The 17470-nt window shown below is 48.4% G+C and carries 15 protein-coding genes; 7 read left to right on the top strand and 8 right to left on the bottom strand.

Features of this window, described 5'->3' with window-relative positions; genetic code table 11:
• Positions 1-86: 86 nt before the first annotated feature.
• Positions 87-1166 carry a PTS transporter subunit IIC gene (locus JIE71_RS04025; RefSeq protein WP_199507452.1) on the top strand — a complete coding sequence of 360 codons (1080 nt, stop codon included), beginning with the start codon at positions 87-89 and terminating at the stop codon, positions 1164-1166.
• Between the two features lie 77 nt (positions 1167-1243).
• On the opposite strand, the gene clpX is transcribed toward JIE71_RS04025, so the two are convergent.
• The 4 genes from clpX to rdgB form a co-directional block, all read right to left on the bottom strand.
• Positions 1244-2515, bottom strand: a complete 1272-nt coding sequence (clpX, locus tag JIE71_RS04020) for an ATP-dependent protease ATP-binding subunit ClpX (protein ID WP_199507451.1) — start codon at positions 2513-2515, stop codon at positions 1244-1246.
• A 131-nt stretch (positions 2516-2646) separates the two neighbouring features.
• On the bottom strand, positions 2647-3267 hold the full coding sequence (gene clpP, locus JIE71_RS04015; protein ID WP_199507471.1) for an ATP-dependent Clp endopeptidase proteolytic subunit ClpP: 621 nt from the start codon (positions 3265-3267) through the stop codon (positions 2647-2649).
• A gap of 381 nt (positions 3268-3648) precedes the next feature.
• Positions 3649-4986 carry a trigger factor gene (gene tig, locus JIE71_RS04010; RefSeq protein WP_199507450.1) on the bottom strand — a complete coding sequence of 446 codons (1338 nt, stop codon included), beginning with the start codon at positions 4984-4986 and terminating at the stop codon, positions 3649-3651.
• 260 nt (positions 4987-5246) lie between these two features.
• A complete protein-coding gene (gene rdgB, locus JIE71_RS04005) occupies positions 5247-5894 on the bottom strand; it encodes an RdgB/HAM1 family non-canonical purine NTP pyrophosphatase (RefSeq protein WP_199507449.1) in 648 nt (215 codons plus the stop codon).
• A gap of 374 nt (positions 5895-6268) precedes the next feature.
• Between rdgB and JIE71_RS04000 the strand changes: the two genes are divergently transcribed.
• Both JIE71_RS04000 and JIE71_RS03995 read left to right on the top strand, forming a co-directional pair.
• On the top strand, positions 6269-6898 hold the full coding sequence (locus JIE71_RS04000) for a superoxide dismutase (RefSeq protein WP_199507448.1): 630 nt from the start codon (positions 6269-6271) through the stop codon (positions 6896-6898).
• Positions 6899-7106: 208 nt separating this feature from the next.
• The gene (locus tag JIE71_RS03995) at positions 7107-7511 is read left to right on the top strand and encodes a hypothetical protein (protein ID WP_199507447.1); all 405 of its coding nucleotides are present in this window, start codon (positions 7107-7109) and stop codon (positions 7509-7511) included.
• Between the two features lie 142 nt (positions 7512-7653).
• Here JIE71_RS03995 and JIE71_RS03990 read toward each other — a convergent pair whose 3' ends face one another.
• The 4 genes from JIE71_RS03990 to JIE71_RS03975 form a co-directional block, all read right to left on the bottom strand.
• Positions 7654-8310, bottom strand: coding sequence for a hypothetical protein (locus JIE71_RS03990; protein ID WP_199507446.1), 657 nt, complete (start codon positions 8308-8310; stop codon positions 7654-7656).
• Positions 8311-8486: 176 nt separating this feature from the next.
• Positions 8487-9644, bottom strand: coding sequence for a metal-dependent hydrolase (locus JIE71_RS03985; RefSeq protein ID WP_199507445.1), 1158 nt, complete (start codon positions 9642-9644; stop codon positions 8487-8489).
• 31 nt (positions 9645-9675) lie between these two features.
• Positions 9676-10485: a DUF72 domain-containing protein gene (locus JIE71_RS03980; RefSeq protein WP_199507444.1), complete on the bottom strand. Its 810-nt coding sequence runs from the start codon at positions 10483-10485 to the stop codon at positions 9676-9678.
• 43 nt (positions 10486-10528) lie between these two features.
• On the bottom strand, positions 10529-11515 hold the full coding sequence (locus JIE71_RS03975) for a polyprenyl synthetase family protein (protein WP_199507443.1): 987 nt from the start codon (positions 11513-11515) through the stop codon (positions 10529-10531).
• Between the two features lie 378 nt (positions 11516-11893).
• Between JIE71_RS03975 and fadB the strand changes: the two genes are divergently transcribed.
• The 4 genes from fadB (at position 11894) to JIE71_RS03955 (ending at position 17258) form a co-directional block, all read left to right on the top strand.
• Positions 11894-14053: a fatty acid oxidation complex subunit alpha FadB gene (gene fadB, locus JIE71_RS03970; RefSeq protein WP_199507442.1), complete on the top strand. Its 2160-nt coding sequence runs from the start codon at positions 11894-11896 to the stop codon at positions 14051-14053.
• Between the two features lie 93 nt (positions 14054-14146).
• The gene (gene fadA / locus JIE71_RS03965; protein ID WP_199507441.1) at positions 14147-15319 is read left to right on the top strand and encodes an acetyl-CoA C-acyltransferase FadA; all 1173 of its coding nucleotides are present in this window, start codon (positions 14147-14149) and stop codon (positions 15317-15319) included.
• A 295-nt stretch (positions 15320-15614) separates the two neighbouring features.
• Positions 15615-16424, top strand: coding sequence for an acetoin reductase (locus JIE71_RS03960; RefSeq protein ID WP_199507440.1), 810 nt, complete (start codon positions 15615-15617; stop codon positions 16422-16424).
• A gap of 246 nt (positions 16425-16670) precedes the next feature.
• Positions 16671-17258, top strand: a complete 588-nt coding sequence (locus JIE71_RS03955) for an isochorismatase family protein (RefSeq protein WP_199507439.1) — start codon at positions 16671-16673, stop codon at positions 17256-17258.
• Positions 17259-17470: the final 212 nt, after the last annotated feature.

Raw genomic sequence — 17470 nt, 5'->3', positions numbered from 1 at the left:
AGCGTCTGGTAAAGGCGCTTTTTTTAGATTTAAACATACAAAATATAAGACAAGCGGTCTTTTGATTGGGTCATTAGGGATGAGTTATGGACACAAGTGCGCAGGTTAGGCTCAAAGCCTTTTTTCAAAAATACTTTATCGATGCGTTTACAGGGATGGCGCTTGGCTTATTCGTTACCTTAATTGCAGGTCTGATTATCTCGCAGATAGGCAATTTTGTGCAGTTGCCAGCATTGATGGCGATTGGTAAGCTTGCCTCCATCTTAATGGGCGCGGGTATCGGTGTGGGTATCGCCTATTATTTAAAAGCGCCGACACTGGTGATGCTCAGTTGCTTGGTGGCGGGGATGCTGGGCGCGCACTCTGAAGCGCTGATGGCAGGTACGCTGTTCATCCCTGTTGAGGGTGCGCCTGCGACCTTTACCGCCGTTCCTGGCAATCCGATTGGCGCGTATCTGAGCGCCGTTTTTGCCTACCGTGCGGGCACATGGGTAGCGGGTAAAACCAAATTGGATATTTTGCTCATCCCATTAGTAGTCTGTTTGGTGGCGCTCGCGGTCTGCGCGTGGCTCAATCCACCTGTGGTGGCAGCAGTCAATGCCATCGGGCAGGGCATTCATGCGGCGACCACACTCCAGCCGCTACTTATGGGCATTGTGATTGCGGTAGTGGTCGGTATCTTATTGACCATGCCGACCTCTAGCGCGGCGATTTGCATCGCTATTGGTTTGGGCGGTGTGGCTGGCGGGGCGGCGGTCGTGGGCTGCGCGGCGCACATGATTGGCTTTGCCGCAGCAAGCTATAAAGACAACGGCATGAGCGGCGTTATCTCGCAAGGGTTGGGAACGAGTATGCTTCAGATTCCCAATGTGCTTAAAAAGCCGATTATCCTACTGCCCGCAGTGGTTGCCAGTGCCGTGGTCGGTCCAATCGCGACGGTGGGTTTTGGGCTGGCGTGTACGGCGACAGGCGCGGGGATGGGTACGGCAGGGCTGGTCGGTATATTTGGTGTGTTGGAGGCGTCCAAAGACATCATGCCGCCTGCGCAAATATGGACGGCGATTATACTGCTGATGTTCGTCTTACCAGCGCTCATTGCGTGGGGGACGGCGTTTATTATGCGCCGCGCAGGGCTTATTGTTGATGGCGATATGAAATTGCCGTAAGGCTCGGGCAAAGTAACCCACATAAAAAAAGTCCAGCGCTCAGGCTGGACTTTTTATTGGGCAATGCCAAAGACGGTTTATACAATCTTTGGTGCGCTGCCAGTATTAATCACGTCTTCATCGACCGTGACCGAGGTTGCGCCTTCCATTGAGGGCAGCTCGTACATGGTATCAAGAAGCGCGTTTTCGACGATTGAGCGCAGACCACGTGCGCCTGTTTTGCGCTCAACAGCGCGTTTGGCGATAGCGGTAAGTGCAGCATCAGTAAAGCTGATTTTTGCACCTTCCATATCGAATAGGTACTCGTACTGCTTAACCAAAGCATTTTTAGGCTCGGTCAAAATCTGTATCAGTGCCGCTTCGTCCAGCTCTTCGAGCGCTGCGATGACAGGCAGACGACCGATAAGCTCTGGAATCAGACCAAACTTAATCAAATCTTCGGGCTGTACTTCTTGCAGCAAGTCAGAGCTATGGCTGTCGTCTTTTGAGCTGACTTCAGCATTAAAGCCAATGCCGCCTTTTTCAGTACGCTGCTGAATGACTTTTTCTAGTCCTGCAAACGCACCGCCCACGATAATCAAGATATTGCTGGTATCGACCTGAATCAGCTCTTGCTGTGGGTGCTTACGACCGCCGTGCGGTGGAATCGCAGCGACCGTGCCTTCAATCAGTTTTAGCAAGGCTTGCTGTACGCCTTCGCCCGACACGTCACGGGTGATAGACGGGTTGTCGCCTTTTTTGCTGATTTTATCAATCTCATCGATATAGATGATGCCTTGCTCGGCTTTACTCACATCATAGTCAGAGGCTTGCAGCAGCTTTTGTACGATGTTTTCCACGTCTTCACCGACATAGCCTGCTTCGGTCAAGGTGGTCGCATCCGCCATTGCAAAAGGCACGTCCAGTAAGCGCGCTAAAGTTTGCGCGAGCAAGGTTTTGCCTGAGCCTGTCGGACCAATCAGCAAGATATTACTTTTTGCCAGCTCAACCATCGCGTCATCCGCGCCGATTTTGGCTTGTTTTTTGTCTTTTGCCAGCGTTTGACTGACTTTTAGACGCTTATAGTGGTTGTATACCGCAACCGCCAGCGCTTTTTTAGCGGCGTCTTGACCGATGACGTAATCATCAAGGTGCGCGCGCAAGGCTTTTGGCGTGGGCAGTTTTTTATTGACCCACGAGGTGTCAATGCTGTCGTCGTCGCTGTCCGCGATGCTGCCATCGGCAAGCAGGTCGGTACACAGCTCAATACATTCATTACAAATATTGGCGTCTTCTGCGCCGATTAACTGTTTGACTTCATCTTTGGCTTTACCGCAAAACGAGCAATGCGGCTGCTGGTTATCTGCCATAGAAAGATACTCCTAAAATAGTCGGCTTGCTGCCTGCTTTTCTTAATCAAAAACAGGCATAGATATGGGTGTCTAAATCTTGCCCACAGGGTACGCTTATTGACACACGCGCAGGGCAACGGGTCGCAGGCTTATAGTGCCGCTGGACGACGCTCCAACACCTCATCAACCAGACCGTAGTCTTTTGCCGCTGCCGCACTCATAAAGTTGTCGCGGTCGGTGTCTTTTTCTAGACGCTCAACAGGCTGACCTGTGTGCTCAGCAAGTAGGCGGTTTAGTTTGGCTTTTAGCTCAATGATTTCGCGGGCGTGAATCTCGATGTCTGACGCCTGGCCACGGAAGCCGCCAAGGGGCTGGTGAATCATCACGCGTGAGTTGGCTAGGGCATAGCGTTTGCCTTTTGCGCCTGCTGACAGCAAGAATGAGCCCATAGACGCCGCTTGACCCATGCAAATAGTCGATACGTCAGGCTTGATAAAGTTCATGGTGTCATAGATCGCCATACCCGCCGTTACCACGCCACCTGGTGAATTGATATACAAATGGATGTCTTTGTCTGGGTTTTCGGCTTCTAGGAACAGCATCTGCGCGACAATGAGGTTTGCCATGTTGTCTTCGACTTGACCTGTCAAGAAAATCACGCGCTCACGCAATAGGCGCGAAAAAATGTCAAACGAGCGCTCACCGCGTGACGATTGCTCGACCACCATCGGGACTAAAGCATTTTGGGCCGCGTCTTGGTGCGCGTTCATTAGGGTATCAAAGTGCGGATTGGTGGTAATACGGTCATAATCTGTCATAAATATTTCCTATATCTCAATATCATTCGCAAAAAAAGTCATCATCGGCGATTTGTGCTTGAGTGGTGATGATAAAAAAGAAAAGTCATTAAAAGGGGTTGTTATAAGAATACATTGCTAGGGCGTGCCTGCTGCGCATTGATAATGCCACAGAGTACCGAGTCATCACAAGACAAGCGCCATATCACAAGCTTGCCGGCAGCAAAAAAACGTCTCCTATTAATAAGGCGTTTGCCTGCATTTATCAAGAGCTGGTGACACAAAGCCAAAACAAAAATGCCCCAACATCGCGTTAGGGCATTCTTTAGTCATCTAGGCGGCAAAAAGCAAAAATTACATGCCTTGCTGCTGCTGAGATGCCAATAGGTCTTGGTAGCTGACTTCTTTGTCAGTTACTTTGCCTTGCGCAATGATGTAGTCAACCACTTGGTCTTCTAGTACTACAGATTCAATGTTCGCACGCTGTTGCTTGTCATTGGTGTAGTAGTCGATAACCTCTTGTGGGTCTTCGTAGTTTTCAGCCGCTTCTTGGATAAAGCACTCAACACGCTCTTGGTCTACTTCTAGACCTTGAGTGTCGATTAGGCGTGCTACGATGATGCCCAGACGCGCTGCACGTAGTGCTTGGTCTTCGAACAATTCGTCTGGCAGCATGTCTTTGTTAAAGCTGTCTGCGCCTGCGCCGAACTGCTGCGCGAAACGCTGCATCATCATGTTACGCTGACGCTCAATCTCTTGCTCTAGCATCGCGCTTGGTACATCAAATTCGTTCTTTTCTAGTAGCGCATCAAAAGCCGCTTGTTTTACTTGGTTACGCGCAGCATTTTTGATTTCGCGTTCCATGTTTTTACGCACGTCTTCTTTTAGTTTGTCAATGCCGCCTTCAGTCACGCCGAATTGCTCTAGGAATTCTTCGTTGATTTCTGGCAGTTTTGATTTTTCAACGCGTTTTACGTTGATTTTGAACTGTGCTTCTTTACCTGCAAGGTCTTCTGCTTGGTAGTCTTCTGGGAAAGTGACGTCGATAACTTTTTCTTCGCCCGCTTTCATACCTTTGATGCCCGCTTCAAAGCCTGGAATCATTTGGTTGCTGCCGATAACCAATTTAAAGTCTTCAGCTGAGCCGCCCTCGAATTTTTCGCCGTCGATTGAGCCTTCGAAGTCAAAAATCACTTGGTTGCCTTTGTCGGCTTTACCGCGTTTTTCAACGAACTCTTCGCGCTGCTTTTGTAGGTTGGTAATCATGGTGTCAACGTCGTCATCGTTAACGCTTGCGGTTTGACGCTCAATTTCGATTTCGTCAATGCCTTGTACGTCTACTTCTGGGAAGATTTCAACGGTCGCTTGATAGACCAAGAAGTCGTCTTCTAGTTTTACGTCGTCGATGTTTGGCATGCCAACCGCGCGGATGTCTTCTGCTTTGATGGCTTCGAATACGGTGTCACGAATCACATCGTTGATGACTTCTTGCTGAATGCCAGCGCCGTACTGAGCGCGGATGTGTGACACAGGAACGTTGCCTTTACGGAAACCGTCGATTTTGGCAGTTTTTGCCACTTGGCGGATACGACCGTCAACTTTCTGCTGAATTTTTTCAACAGGAACTTTAACCGTCAGTTGGGTTTCTTTGTTTGACAACTTGTTGGTGGTTACTTGTAAATCTGTAGCCATGTTCATTACACCTTTAAGGTTAAAATAAGGGGCAACCGCGCACAAAAAAATCCGCTTGGCTGCGGGCGATTGCCATGGAGTGAATAGGGTTTTTTATTAAATTTTAAAAGTAGATAAGTATAATCTATCTGCCAATCAAAGTAAAAGCCATCTATCTAGGGGCGCGGCCTAGGGGCGCGGCGCGTCTATGAACCATAAGATGAGATGTGACGATTGATTGTGACATAGGTACTTATAAACAGGTGCTTACAAATAGATGCTTACAAACTGGGCAACTGTGTCAGCAGCTTACGAATCGCCTTACCGCGATGGCTGATGTCGTTTTTGTCCACGGCGCTCAGCTCGGCAGCGCTGGTCTTTAGGCTCGGCAGCCAAAACAGCGGATCATAACCAAAGCCGCCATCACCCACAGGCGCGTCCAAGATTTCGCCGCGCCATAAGCCTTGAGCGACGAGCGGTAAGGGGTCATCGGCATGACGCACCATCACAAGGACACATACGAACACACCTTCAATCGGGCTGTCGCTACGCATCGGCGCGAGCGTCTCAAGCAGTTTGGTGTTGTTTTTGCTATCGTTGCCGTGCTCACCTGCATAGCGCGCTGAGTGGATACCAGGTGCGCCGCCAAGCGCTGGGACGCACAGTCCTGAATCGTCCGCAATCGCAGGCAGACCACTAATGCGGCTGGCGTGGCGGGCTTTAATCAGGGCATTTTCAACAAAGCTTTTGCCGTCTTCAACCGCGTCCTCAATCCCAAGCTCACCTTGCGGCACCACATCCACATCAAGGTGGGCGCTGGCAAACAGCCTCTGAAACTCTGCAAGTTTGCCTTTATTATTGCTGGCAATGACCCATTGTTTGGTGGGGCGTTCGGCGCAGTCGGTAGGGGTTTGGGATAATGAACTCATAATAGAACTCTCATACGGGCATACTCAGGTTACCTAGGGCAGTTATGGATATTTGATGATGGACATAACATTCGGTAACGGATATTATTTGTAGCGGTTGCTATAATAGCACTCAAGCTACAGTGAATGGTATCTTACTAACTATAAAGTAAAGATTAACAATACAGCGTTACGTATTGCTTTTATTGTTAACCAAGTATACTGGGTTTGGTAAGATGGCGCACAGTATATAAGAATTATCGTTCACCTATAACCACTTAGCCAATTTAGTTCGCTGCTTTTGGGCTTTTTTATTGTCTGTCAAATGCTTGATAGCATAATAACAACCCGAGGCGGACATTTTTTATGACTAAACCAGCAAGGATACAATAATTATGTCAAACATTACATTGCCAGAACTACCCTACGCAAAAGACGCACTAGAGCCACACATCAGTGCAGAAACATTAGAATACCACCACGACAAGCACCATGCTGCGTACGTGAACAAGCTCAATGACTTGCTACCAGGTTCAGGTCTAGAAGACAAAACCCTACCTGAAATCATCAAAGCAACCGCCAAAGATGACAGCAAGCAAACCATGTTTAACCAAGCCGCTCAGGTTTGGAACCACACGTTCTACTGGAACTGCATGACGCCAGAAAATGGCGGCGGTGAGCCTACTGGCAATCTAAAAGCGAAAATCGAAGAAGATTTTGGCAGCTATGACAAGTTCCGCGAAGAGTTCAAAAATGCGGCAACTTCACAGTTCGGTTCAGGCTGGGCATGGCTAGTCGCTGACAAAGTCGGCGGCAAACTGTCTATCGCCAAAACTGGCAACGCAGACACCCCACTAGCGCACGACCAAGTGGCTGTATTGACTTGTGACGTATGGGAACACGCGTACTACATCGACTACCGCAACCGTCGTCCTGACTACGTAGATACCTTCCTAGACAAGCTCGTAAACTGGGACTACGCAAACGCAAAATACAAAGGCCAAGACGCAGGCGTTGAAGAGTAATCTTGACGCTTAAGTTTTGATATAAAAAAAGAGCGCCGTTTGGTGCTCTTTTTTTTGTGGGCGAGATAAAATTGCGGTTATTTTTAGAACACTTTATCGATGCATTACAGAAAGTAAGTGATCGCCAGCCAACCTTTATCAGCAAAAAAATGTTCAGCAGCGCTATAATGATTTTCAATAAAAAATGGAATTAACACGGAGGGAGCTCGTGAACAAAGCGCGCATTGCTGTACTTGCCATATTAACACTGTCGGTCATTAATCTATGCTTTATGATATTTAGCAACTTGGTAGGGATGCGGGCGTTTCCTGATTATTCACCCATGGTGATGACATTATTTAATGTGTTTTTGATTACCCTTGGACTGCTCAGTGTGTGGCAGCTGTTCGCGGGGATTGACGGTCACGCGATGCGTGGTAAGATACTGATATTGCTCGCGGTGGAGTTTTTTGTGGTATATGCGGCGGACATTACCAATATCTTTCCACGTTCGGTAGAGCCGATGGGTCAAACGCTGTTTATGCTAGAGATATGTGGCGCGGTGCTGGCGGTATTGTTATTTGTGAGTGCGTGTTGGTATATGAAAGCAGTGTCTGAGCCTGAATCTGTGTGATGGGTATGGATGATGTGAAAAAAGGACACGGTGGGTGTCCTTTTTCTATCATCTATTTACAGTCAATACTTTGCATCATTTACTACTCGTTGTGAGATATTTACTAACAGAGATACATACATTGGCATCTCTATAAGAGTATTCATACCTTATGAAGAGCCTCATAAAAATTATTAAGAAGATTTTGTGTTTTAGCGTTGGAATTATAACTTCTATTGATATATGTTGGATGGTAAAAGGTGTTTTCTAAAAATTCTTCGGAATAGATGGGTGTTAGAGATAGGTCGTAATTTTTGAATATTTCTTCCGCTATATTATTGACAACTCCATACTTTCCTTCATCTCCCCAACCAAAATATACAGGCGCGTTTGAAAGTAACTCATGCTCACCAAAAATATAATCTTGACGTGTAAGCAATTTATCTCTTGCTTTATTAAGACTTTGTTCTTTGTAATAAGAACAGTTAAATAATTGAATAATACCTTCTAGTTTAGTTTCACGGCTTATATAGCTACCGTTAAATATTTTTATCAAACGCAACATAGTATGATCAGCTTTAAACAACTTCCAACGAGCTAGATCAACATCTGATATATCAATATTATGGTTGTCCAAATAAAATTTCTTCACTGTATCAGCGTCTTGATTAATATCTCTAATTGGCTCTGCACTGCCTGGGTTGATTAAAATGGCGCTACCAATAAGCTTGGTAGAGCTACCAATCTGTATCAGCGTCTTTTTTCTAAATTCTTGTCCATTTGGTAAAGTTTTAAACTCAGCGTAAACCTTCATATCCATACTAATATCACCTCAAGCAGGTATAATTTTTAGTCAATATTTTAAGCAAACAATAAGTTTATATCACCTAAAACCCCAACCTTTCAAGCATCTTTCGCAGTATCGCAATATTATAATAAATATCTACACCGACTTTACTCCAAAAACCTAACCCCTGCCACCACCAATAATCAACTTTATTCAACCACTTTCCAACCACTATCCCCATCTACCATCGACGCATCAAACACGCGTTTAAAGCCTTGCTGAATCAGTTCAAAGCGTGACGTTGTAGGCTCGTTGTCTACTTTAACGACAGGTGCATCTATCGGGGTGATGGCTTGCCACTGCGCATTGTCATTGGCTTTCTCCGCTAATAAAAAACTAAAGAACGCCGTGTCACCTGCCATCATCCGTAAATCATCGACAACCAGCTGTTCGGCTAAATTGCCAGTGGTAGCAGTGATGGGTAGCATTTGGACGCGATACCCTGTCCAGTGACCAGAGAACCAATCAAGACGCTGGGCATAAGGGCGGCTTTGCGCTGGCAGGTTTGCCCGCAGCGTCTGCGCGTTGTCATACTGCGTCAGGTAGCGATATTCAGGCAAGCGGCTGTCTAAGGCACTACCGCGTATCTCAATCAGTCTATGCTCATTATCTTCGGTAACGGTACGCCACATGAGTATCGTCGGCAGAACAGGCATGGTTTTGATGCGCGTGGTATTGATATTAGCCGCTTTTAAGGTTTGCTCCGCTTGCGACTGGGCGTGGTATTTTAATCCTAAGCCCAATAATAAATAACTGCTACTGAGCAGCAGAATCCAAACCGTAAGGCGTTGACAGTTGATCAGCATCCCTGCTTTAAATACCGCAAGTTTGCACCCTTTTATGACGCCCACGATTACCGCTATCAGTAACGGTAAGGTATAGAGGGGATCAATAATAAAGACGGAAGCAATACTGATGGGAGTCATCTGCAAAGGTTCTTGTAGCGGCCAAAACAGCTGGGTGCCGTAGACGGTAAAGCTGTCCAAGATAGGATGGGTAGTCAACACCAACGTCATGGCAAGAGCTAAGCGCCGCTTTGAATAAGGAGGCGGCATATCGCGCCAGTGGTGATAGCGGCTGATCAGCCAAGCGCCTGCGAGACCTACTGCGCTCAGGACAAATAAAGAATGACTAAAGCTGCGATGGTAGGTCATGTCGCTGATAGGGTCGGGGTAGCTAATCAGGACATCCAAATCAGGCAACGTGCCCAGTATCGCGCCGTATAGGTAGGCTTTGCGCCCCTGATATTTGCCAAGTACTGCCCCTTGGACGCTCGCACCTAAGACAATTTGACTGAGTGAATCCATAGCGCTCTTATTCAATTAGGGGTTTAGATAATTACAATACGTCAAAGTTGTGCGCTATTAGCGCCTCACGCAGCATCGCAATATTATAATAAGCGTGCGCATTGACGGTGTTTTGAAAGAAAATATAAAGCGTGTCAAAGTGCTGACGCTGATTGGCAATCGCTTGCGCCCAGTCCTGCATCTCAGCCTCACTATAGCGGTAGTCATGACGATCAGCGGCGCTCATCGCATCCCACCAATTCAGGTTGTTGCCATGCATGCGCAGATAGCCTGTACGCTCGGTAAATATCAAGCGCGAGGGCGGCAACCCGCTGACTTTGGGATAATCGACACTGCACCAAATTAGCCCTTGTTCGCGAAAGCTATCAACCACTTGCGGCGTGTGCCATGCGTTATGACGAAACTCGATGGCAAGCGGATAGTCCTTAAACCAGCTGACAAGCTCTGCTAAGTACAGACGATGCTCGCGAGTACGGTCAAAGCCGTGCGGAAACTGAAGCAGTAACGGCGCTAAGGCATCGGCGTCCACCAGCGGAGATAGGGCATTTAAAAATGCTTCGGCGTGTTCAGGCTTGCCTTTACGTGCATGAGTAAAGTCTTGGTGTAGTTTAACGGCAAATTTTAACTGGCTATTAGCTTGTGTGTAAGCTTTATCAATCATCCCCGCAAAGGCTTTTTGCCCGATGGGCGCATAGAAGGTGCTATTAATCTCCACCGCGCCGTATTGCTGGGCGTAGACTTGTAAAAAGTCCGCTTTTTTGGTGCCAGTAGGATACAGCGTGCCGAGCAAATCCGTGTCGCTATAACCGCCTGTGCCGAGGTAGATGCGTTGTGCGCTCATGGTTTGCTCGCTTTTCTTATTATTGTTTTATTTACTGCTGCACTTATTTTTTGCGCGCCCACAGCCAATCAATCAGCGTCACTAATGGCTGGGCAGCATCGCTGCCTGTATTGATGGTATTGGCGGCGGCGCGACCTGTGGCAAACAGCGACTCGGCGTATTCGGTTGCCGTTTCTACGCCCATCAGTTTGACATACGTGGACTTGTCCAATTTTTCATCGCTGCCCGCAGGCTTGCCCAAATCATCAGTACTCATGGTGACGTCCAAAATATCGTCTTGCACCTGAAAGGCAAGCCCAATCGCTTTTGCCGCTTCAATTAATGCCGCTTGCTGGGTATCGCTTGCGCCTGCACAGATGCCGCCCATCAAGATAGCCGCTTCAATCAGCGCGCCTGTCTTGTCGCGGTGGATGGCTTCTAGCTCGCTTTGTACAATCGAGCTGCTGGCCTCGGCGTTTAAGTCGAGCATTTGTCCCGACACCATACGGCGGGCGCGTGGGGCAAAAACGGCGCTTAGACGGCTGGCAATCAGCGCATCACTGGGGTGAAAGGTGGGCAGTTCGGCATGTAGCGCTTCAAAGGCGAGCGTTTGCAGTACATCACCTGCCAGTAGCGCGGTCGCTTCATCAAAGACGATATGACAGGTCGGCTGCCCGCGGCGTAGTGCGTCGTCATCCATACACGGCAAGTCGTCATGCACCAGCGAATAAGTATGGAGCAGCTCCACCGCGAGGGCGGCACGGCGCGCCATGTCATAGCGTGACTCGGCTTGGTCTTGCTCAGCGCTCTTATTCTCATCATTGCCATCAATACTGGCAAAGGTGCTAAACACCATCAGCGGACGCACGCGCTTGCCGCTCGCGGTCATCACATATTGGCAGGCATCGAGTAGCGGGCTGGGCAGCTCGGCAGCAGTGAGTAAGGCGGCAATATCTTGGTCGAGCTGTGCGCGCATCGCATCATGGCTGGTGGCGGGGCGGGCAGGGCTGGCGGGCGCTTGGGCGCTATCGGGTAATACAGAAACGGTCATAAATACACCACGGTATGAGGCAATAATAAAACCCGCTTAGTGTAGCACGTTCAGGGTTTTAGCGGGCTTTATAGGCGGCGTATCAGTGCATCTCGTTACGCATTCGTGATATAACTTTATGGGCAAATGTGCTGTGATAAACCACGCGCCCAGCTATAGCGGAAAAGGGGCATCTGACGCAAGTGTCTTTTGCGTACTCAGTGTGACTTGTGCGTAGTGACTTACGCGCCTACGATAGCTTGTGACAGCACAAAGCACAGCCCCTACACTGGGGCATGTCTTCACTTTAAACGCTTAAGACTCAACGCCCTAAAAGGCGCTGAGTCAATAGCCGCCAGACATCAATAATAGAATAAATGCGACAACAAGGAGAGATTTATGGTCTATCAAGGAAACCGCATCACGGTGACCATGCTAGAAGATGGCATCGCCAACATGCAATTCAATGCTGAGAATGAAAGCGTTAATAAATTCGATGCCGAAACCAACAAACAGTTTTCTGAGGTGGTCAACACCCTAGAGGCGAGCGATGACATCAAAGGGCTTATCGTCACCTCAAGCAAAGGCGTGTTTATCGCAGGGGCAGACATTACCGAATTTGTCAGCGCCTTTACGCAAACTGAAGATGAGATTCGCGACTGGATTATCGAGATTAACGAAGTCTTTAACCGCTTTGAAGATTTGCCATTTCCAAAAGTTGCCGCGGTTAATGGTGCAGCCTTGGGCGGCGGCTGTGAAATGACGTTGGTCTGTGACTACCGCGTGATGGGCGACAAAGCAATAATCGGTCTGCCCGAAACTCAGCTCGGTATTTTCCCAGGTTTTGGCGGCACGGTACGTACCACGCGCCTGATCGGTGTGGACAATGCGCTGGAGCTGATTGCCACAGGCGCACCCAAAAAGCCACTTGACGCTCTCAAGGTAGGCTTGGTCGATGCCACGGTGAGCAACGATGACTTGCAAGACGCGGCGATTGACTTGGTCAAAAAATGTATCTCAGGTGAGCTGGACTGGCAAGCCAAACGTGACGAAAAGCGCCAACCGATTAAGCTCAATCAACTTGAGCAGGCGATGGCATTTAACAGTGCCAAAGGCATGATCTTTGCCAAAGCCAATCCCAAACAATACCCCGCGCCCGCGCTTGCTATCGAAGCGATTGAAAAACACGTCAATAAACCTCGTGATGCGGCGATTGAAGTCGAAGCGACTTATTTTGTGAAAGCCGCAAAAACCCCGCAAGCGGCGAGCCTCGTTGGCTTGTTCTTAAACGACCAATTGGTTAAGAAGCTCGCGAAAAAACACAGCAAAGATGCTCATGACATTAATGAAGCAGCGGTACTGGGCGCAGGCATTATGGGCGGCGGTATCGCCTACCAAGCGGCGAGCAAAGGCTTGCCAATCATCATGAAAGACATCAAAGCCGAGCAGCTGGACTTGGGCATGGGTGAGGCGAGCAAACTGCTAGGCAAACTTGTGGACCGCGACAAAATCAGCGCCACCGACATGGGCAAAACCCTAAGCCGTATCCGCCCAACCTTAAACTATGGCGACTTTGGTGAGACCGATATCGTCATCGAAGCGGTCGTTGAAAATCCAAAAATCAAACAAAGCGTGTTAAAAGAAGTCGAAGGACTGGTCAAAGACGATTGTATTTTGGCATCGAACACCTCGACCATCTCTATTACTTATCTTGCTGAAGCGCTTGAGCGCCCTGAAAACTTCGTCGGCATGCACTTTTTTAACCCTGTGCATCGTATGCCGCTCGTTGAAGTCATTCGCGGTGAAAAGTCGTCAGAAGCGGCGATTGCCACCACCGTTGCGCTGGCAAGCAAAATGGGCAAAACCCCTATCGTGGTCAATGACTGCCCAGGCTTCTTGGTCAACCGCGTATTGTTCCCGTACTTTGGCGCGTTTGATTTGCTGCTAAAACAAGGCGCGGACTTTACCCACGTGGATAAAGTCATGGAGCGTTTTGGCTGGCCGATGGGTCCTGCGTATCTGATTGACGTGGTCGGTCTGGACACAGGCGTACACGGCGCAGAAGTCATGGCGGACGGCTACCCTGATCGCATGAAGCCCGACTATAAAGGCGCTATCGAGCATCTGTACGAAGCGGGTCGCTTGGGTCAAAAGAACGACAAAGGCTTTTATCGTTACGAAACTGATAAGCGCGGTAAGCCGAAAAAAGTCACCGATGACGCGACCTACGCGCTCTTAAAAGACGTGACCGATAAAGACGCACAAAGCTTTGATGATGATGCGATTGTTAATCGTATGATGCTGGCGTTCTGCAATGAGACCGTGCGCTGCCTAGAGGACAACATCGTCGCCACACCAGCGGAAGCAGACATGGCAATGATTATGGGTGTGGGTTTCCCGCCGTTCCGCGGTGGTCCTTGCCGTTACATCGACCAAGTGGGATTGGATACATACATCGCCTTGTGTGACAAATACGCGCATTTGGGCAAAGCCTATGAAGCCCCGCAAAAACTCCGCGACATGGCAGCAAATGGTGAGCGTTTTTACCCTGTGAATTAAGGCGTAACAAAGCTGTGTCACTGATTAGACAGCAGCACACGCGATACACACATAAAAACGCAACAACAAGCATCAAGGATAAGGAATAATAATATGACAACATTAAGCCCAAAAGACGTGGTCATCGTGGATGGTGTCCGCTCCGCCATGGGAAAATCAAAAAACGGTATGTTCCGCCATGTGCGCGCCGACAGTCTCTCGGCTGAACTGGTACGCGCCTTGGTTGAGCGCAATGACTTTGATCCGCAAGACGTCGAAGATGTCATCTGGGGCTGTGTCAACCAGACACTAGAGCAAGGCATGAATATCGGTCGTAATATCGGTCTGCTTGCCGATATCCCCAAAACGGCAGGCGGGCAAACCGTCAACCGTCTGTGCGGCTCATCGATGCAGGCACTACACACCGCCGCCGCGCAAATCATGACCAATCAAGGTGACGTTTTTATCATTGGTGGCGTTGAGCACATGGGTCACGTCGGCATGATGCATGGTATCGATCTAAACCCCGCCGCCTCCAAGCACTACGCCAAAGCCTCCAATATGATGGGCTTGACCGCTGAGATGCTCGGACGTATGAACAACATCAGCCGCGAAGAGCAAGACGCCTTTGGTCTAGAATCGCACCGCCGCGCATGGGCAGCGACCACCGAAGGACGCTTTGACAATGAAATCGTCGGAATCGAAGGACATGACGAGCAAGGGCGCTTGCAGCTGTGTACCGTCGATGAAGTGATTCGCCCTGATGCCACGCTTGAGCAAATGCAGAAGCTACGCCCTGTGTTTGACCCCAAAGGCGGTAGCGTCACGGCAGCGACCTCGTCAGCACTGTCGGACGGTGCGTCTGCCATGCTGGTCATGAGCGCACAAAAGGCGAAAGACTTGGGGCTTAAGCCTCGTGCGCGTATCCGCAGCATGGCAGTAGCAGGCTGTGACGCAGCAATTATGGGCTACGGTCCAGTGCCCGCCACCAAAAAAGCGCTCAAGCGTGCGGGCATGAGCCTCGATGATATCCAAACCATTGAACTCAACGAAGCCTTTGCCGCTCAAAGCTTGGCAGTGCTAAAATCGCTGAACCTGCAAGACAAGCAAGACATCGTTAATATCAATGGCGGCGCGATTGCCCTTGGGCATCCGCTGGGCTGCTCAGGCGCACGTATCACCGTGACGCTACTGAACGCCATGGAACAACAAGACACACAAATCGGTCTTGCCACCATGTGTATTGGTCTGGGTCAAGGCATCGCGACCGTGATTGAGCGGGTGTAACTAAGTACTAGTCGTCGTCTATTAAAAAACGAACTTTTTAAGACGACTGTCCACAAAATATACGGTTAAAAAAGCGTCTGATATTTCAGGCGCTTTTTTATTTAAGAACAAGTAATGATAGCAGTATTATATCGTATGTATTACCAAGATTTAGATTTGTTTAAAAGCGTATGCGGCTTTCAATATTGAGCGTTTGTTTGTGCTAGTCTGACCGAAGGCGCTGTGAATCTTCATAGTGCCCACACCGCCTAGCTATTTCATTAGGTAAACGAACGATAATAATATGAGGTCGATTATGTCAGACAATCAGAACGCTCAGGATTCTAAAACAACAGCCACAAAAGTCGCCGTGGTCACTGGCTCAGCCGTTGGACTCGGAAACGCCATTGCCAAACGCCTAGCAAACGACGGCTTTAAAGTGGTCATACACGATATTAATGAAGACAACCTGAAAAAAGCAGAAAAAGAACTCACTGACGCAGGTTTTGATGTGAGCGCGGTCGTCGGCAATGTGCTCAAGCGCGAGGATCAGTTTAAGGTCGCAAAACATGCGGTAGACACATTCGGTCGCCTCGACGTCTTTGTTAACAACGCAGGCGTCGAATCTGTTGAACCATTTTTAGAGATTGAAGAATCTGAGATTGATCGGGTCTTTGATGTTAATGTCAAAGGCGTGATTTTTGGTACCCAAGCCGCTGCCGAACAGATGAAGCATCAAGACGGTGTGGGCAAGATTATCAATGCCTGTAGTATTGCAGGGCATGAAGGTTACGAAATGCTCAGTCTTTATTGTGCCAGTAAATTTGCGGTGCGGGCGTTTACTTATACGACTGCAAAGGAGCTTGCAAAGTATGACATTCGCGTCAATGCCTATTGCCCAGGAGTTGCTGACACGCCGATGTGGGAGCGCATTGATCAGGCATTCGTTGAGCACAAAGGCTATGAGCCAAAACAAGCATGGAAAGAGTTTACCAGCGGGATTTTGGCAGGTCGTCCTCAGCAGCCCAATGATGTCGCCAACTTAGTATCATTTTTAGCCTCAGAAGATTCCGACTACATCACGGGACAAACCATCTTGACCGATGGCGGTATGGTGTTTAGATAAGATAGCGGCGTGATATCTGCTTACCCATAAAGTCTGTATGTACAGCAGTTAAGATAATGGCATGCAACACAAAAGGTTTGATATTGATTGTCAGACCTTTTTTATTATTCATTTTATGGCATCGATAACGTATCTTAATTGACGTACTCAACAAATTATGAATAAATGAGAAGACAAGCAAATCAATAACAATACCGATAATAAGTACGATAACCCTGCAAGATTCGTCTGTACAAGGAGTGTATTATGTCCACAATGATTTCTGACCGCACGTACCGCATTGCCCGCGAAAACACCCAAGCCATGATGGTAGATGTGCAAGAGCGCTTAATGCCGCATATTAATGAGCGCGAACAAATTACCAAAAAAATTATTTTATTAACTAAAGGCTTGCAAGCGTTAAATATCCCTATCATGCTTAATGAGCAGTACAGCCAAGGGCTAGGCAGTACATTGCCTGAGGTTATAGATGTCCTTGAGGATAAGAACCGCGAGCGCTTTGATAAGACGACTTTTAGTGCGTGTGACAATAATGACGCATGGCATTATTTGGCGCAGCAAAACCGCAGTACGGTGCTGGTCTATGGTGCAGAAGCCCACGTATGCGTGATGCAGACGTCGCTTGATTTGTTAGACAATGGTATGCAGCCTGTGATTATCGCGGATGCCGTTGGTTCGCGCTTTCCTTATGATAAAAAACAAGCCATCCGCCGCATTCGCCGCGCTGGTGGTGTGATTACGACCGTAGAATCTATTTTGTTTGAACTGTGTCGCAGCAGTGAGGACCCTGCGTTTAAGACCATCAGCAGCTTGATTAAAGAGATTGATTGCTAAGTAAAGGCAAGAACTAAAAAAAAGCGTACCAAATTAGGTACGCTTTTTTGTGCTGCATTTTTAATGACGCTTAGGGCGTGTTGAACATTCGCAAATAGGCACTGCTGATCGCTAAAATTGTTCCAGACAAGGCACAAAGCGACGATAATGCAGATGCCTTAGCGAGATTTGTAACGCAGTATGGGGCAATTTTAGCATCAGCCCGCAGGGAC

This window comes from Psychrobacter sp. bablab_jr014, from assembly GCF_016464015.1.
In the GTDB taxonomy this organism is placed as follows: Bacteria; Pseudomonadota; Gammaproteobacteria; order Pseudomonadales; family Moraxellaceae; genus Psychrobacter.
Note: the sequence above shows the minus strand (reverse complement) of the source record. Positions and strands in the feature narration are given on the sequence as shown.

Bases quoted from the DNA above. Each gene is read 5' to 3' on its own strand.
- JIE71_RS04025 (WP_199507452.1), top strand. From the start codon at position 87: ATGGACACAAGTGCGCAGGTTAGGCTCAAAGCCTTTTTTCAAAAATAC.
- clpX (WP_199507451.1), bottom strand. From the start codon at position 2,515: ATGGCAGATAACCAGCAGCCGCATTGCTCGTTTTGCGGTAAAGCCAAA.
- clpP (WP_199507471.1), bottom strand. From the start codon at position 3,267: ATGAACGCGCACCAAGACGCGGCCCAAAATGCTTTAGTCCCGATGGTG.
- tig (WP_199507450.1), bottom strand. From the start codon at position 4,986: ATGGCTACAGATTTACAAGTAACCACCAACAAGTTGTCAAACAAAGAA.
- rdgB (WP_199507449.1), bottom strand. From the start codon at position 5,894: ATGAGTTCATTATCCCAAACCCCTACCGACTGCGCCGAACGCCCCACC.
- JIE71_RS04000 (WP_199507448.1), top strand. From the start codon at position 6,269: ATGTCAAACATTACATTGCCAGAACTACCCTACGCAAAAGACGCACTA.
- JIE71_RS03990 (WP_199507446.1), bottom strand. From the start codon at position 8,310: ATGGATATGAAGGTTTACGCTGAGTTTAAAACTTTACCAAATGGACAA.
- JIE71_RS03985 (WP_199507445.1), bottom strand. From the start codon at position 9,644: ATGGATTCACTCAGTCAAATTGTCTTAGGTGCGAGCGTCCAAGGGGCA.
- JIE71_RS03980 (WP_199507444.1), bottom strand. From the start codon at position 10,485: ATGAGCGCACAACGCATCTACCTCGGCACAGGCGGTTATAGCGACACG.
- JIE71_RS03975 (WP_199507443.1), bottom strand. From the start codon at position 11,515: ATGACCGTTTCTGTATTACCCGATAGCGCCCAAGCGCCCGCCAGCCCT.
- fadB (WP_199507442.1), top strand. From the start codon at position 11,894: ATGGTCTATCAAGGAAACCGCATCACGGTGACCATGCTAGAAGATGGC.
- fadA (WP_199507441.1), top strand. From the start codon at position 14,147: ATGACAACATTAAGCCCAAAAGACGTGGTCATCGTGGATGGTGTCCGC.
- JIE71_RS03960 (WP_199507440.1), top strand. From the start codon at position 15,615: ATGTCAGACAATCAGAACGCTCAGGATTCTAAAACAACAGCCACAAAA.
- JIE71_RS03955 (WP_199507439.1), top strand. From the start codon at position 16,671: ATGTCCACAATGATTTCTGACCGCACGTACCGCATTGCCCGCGAAAAC.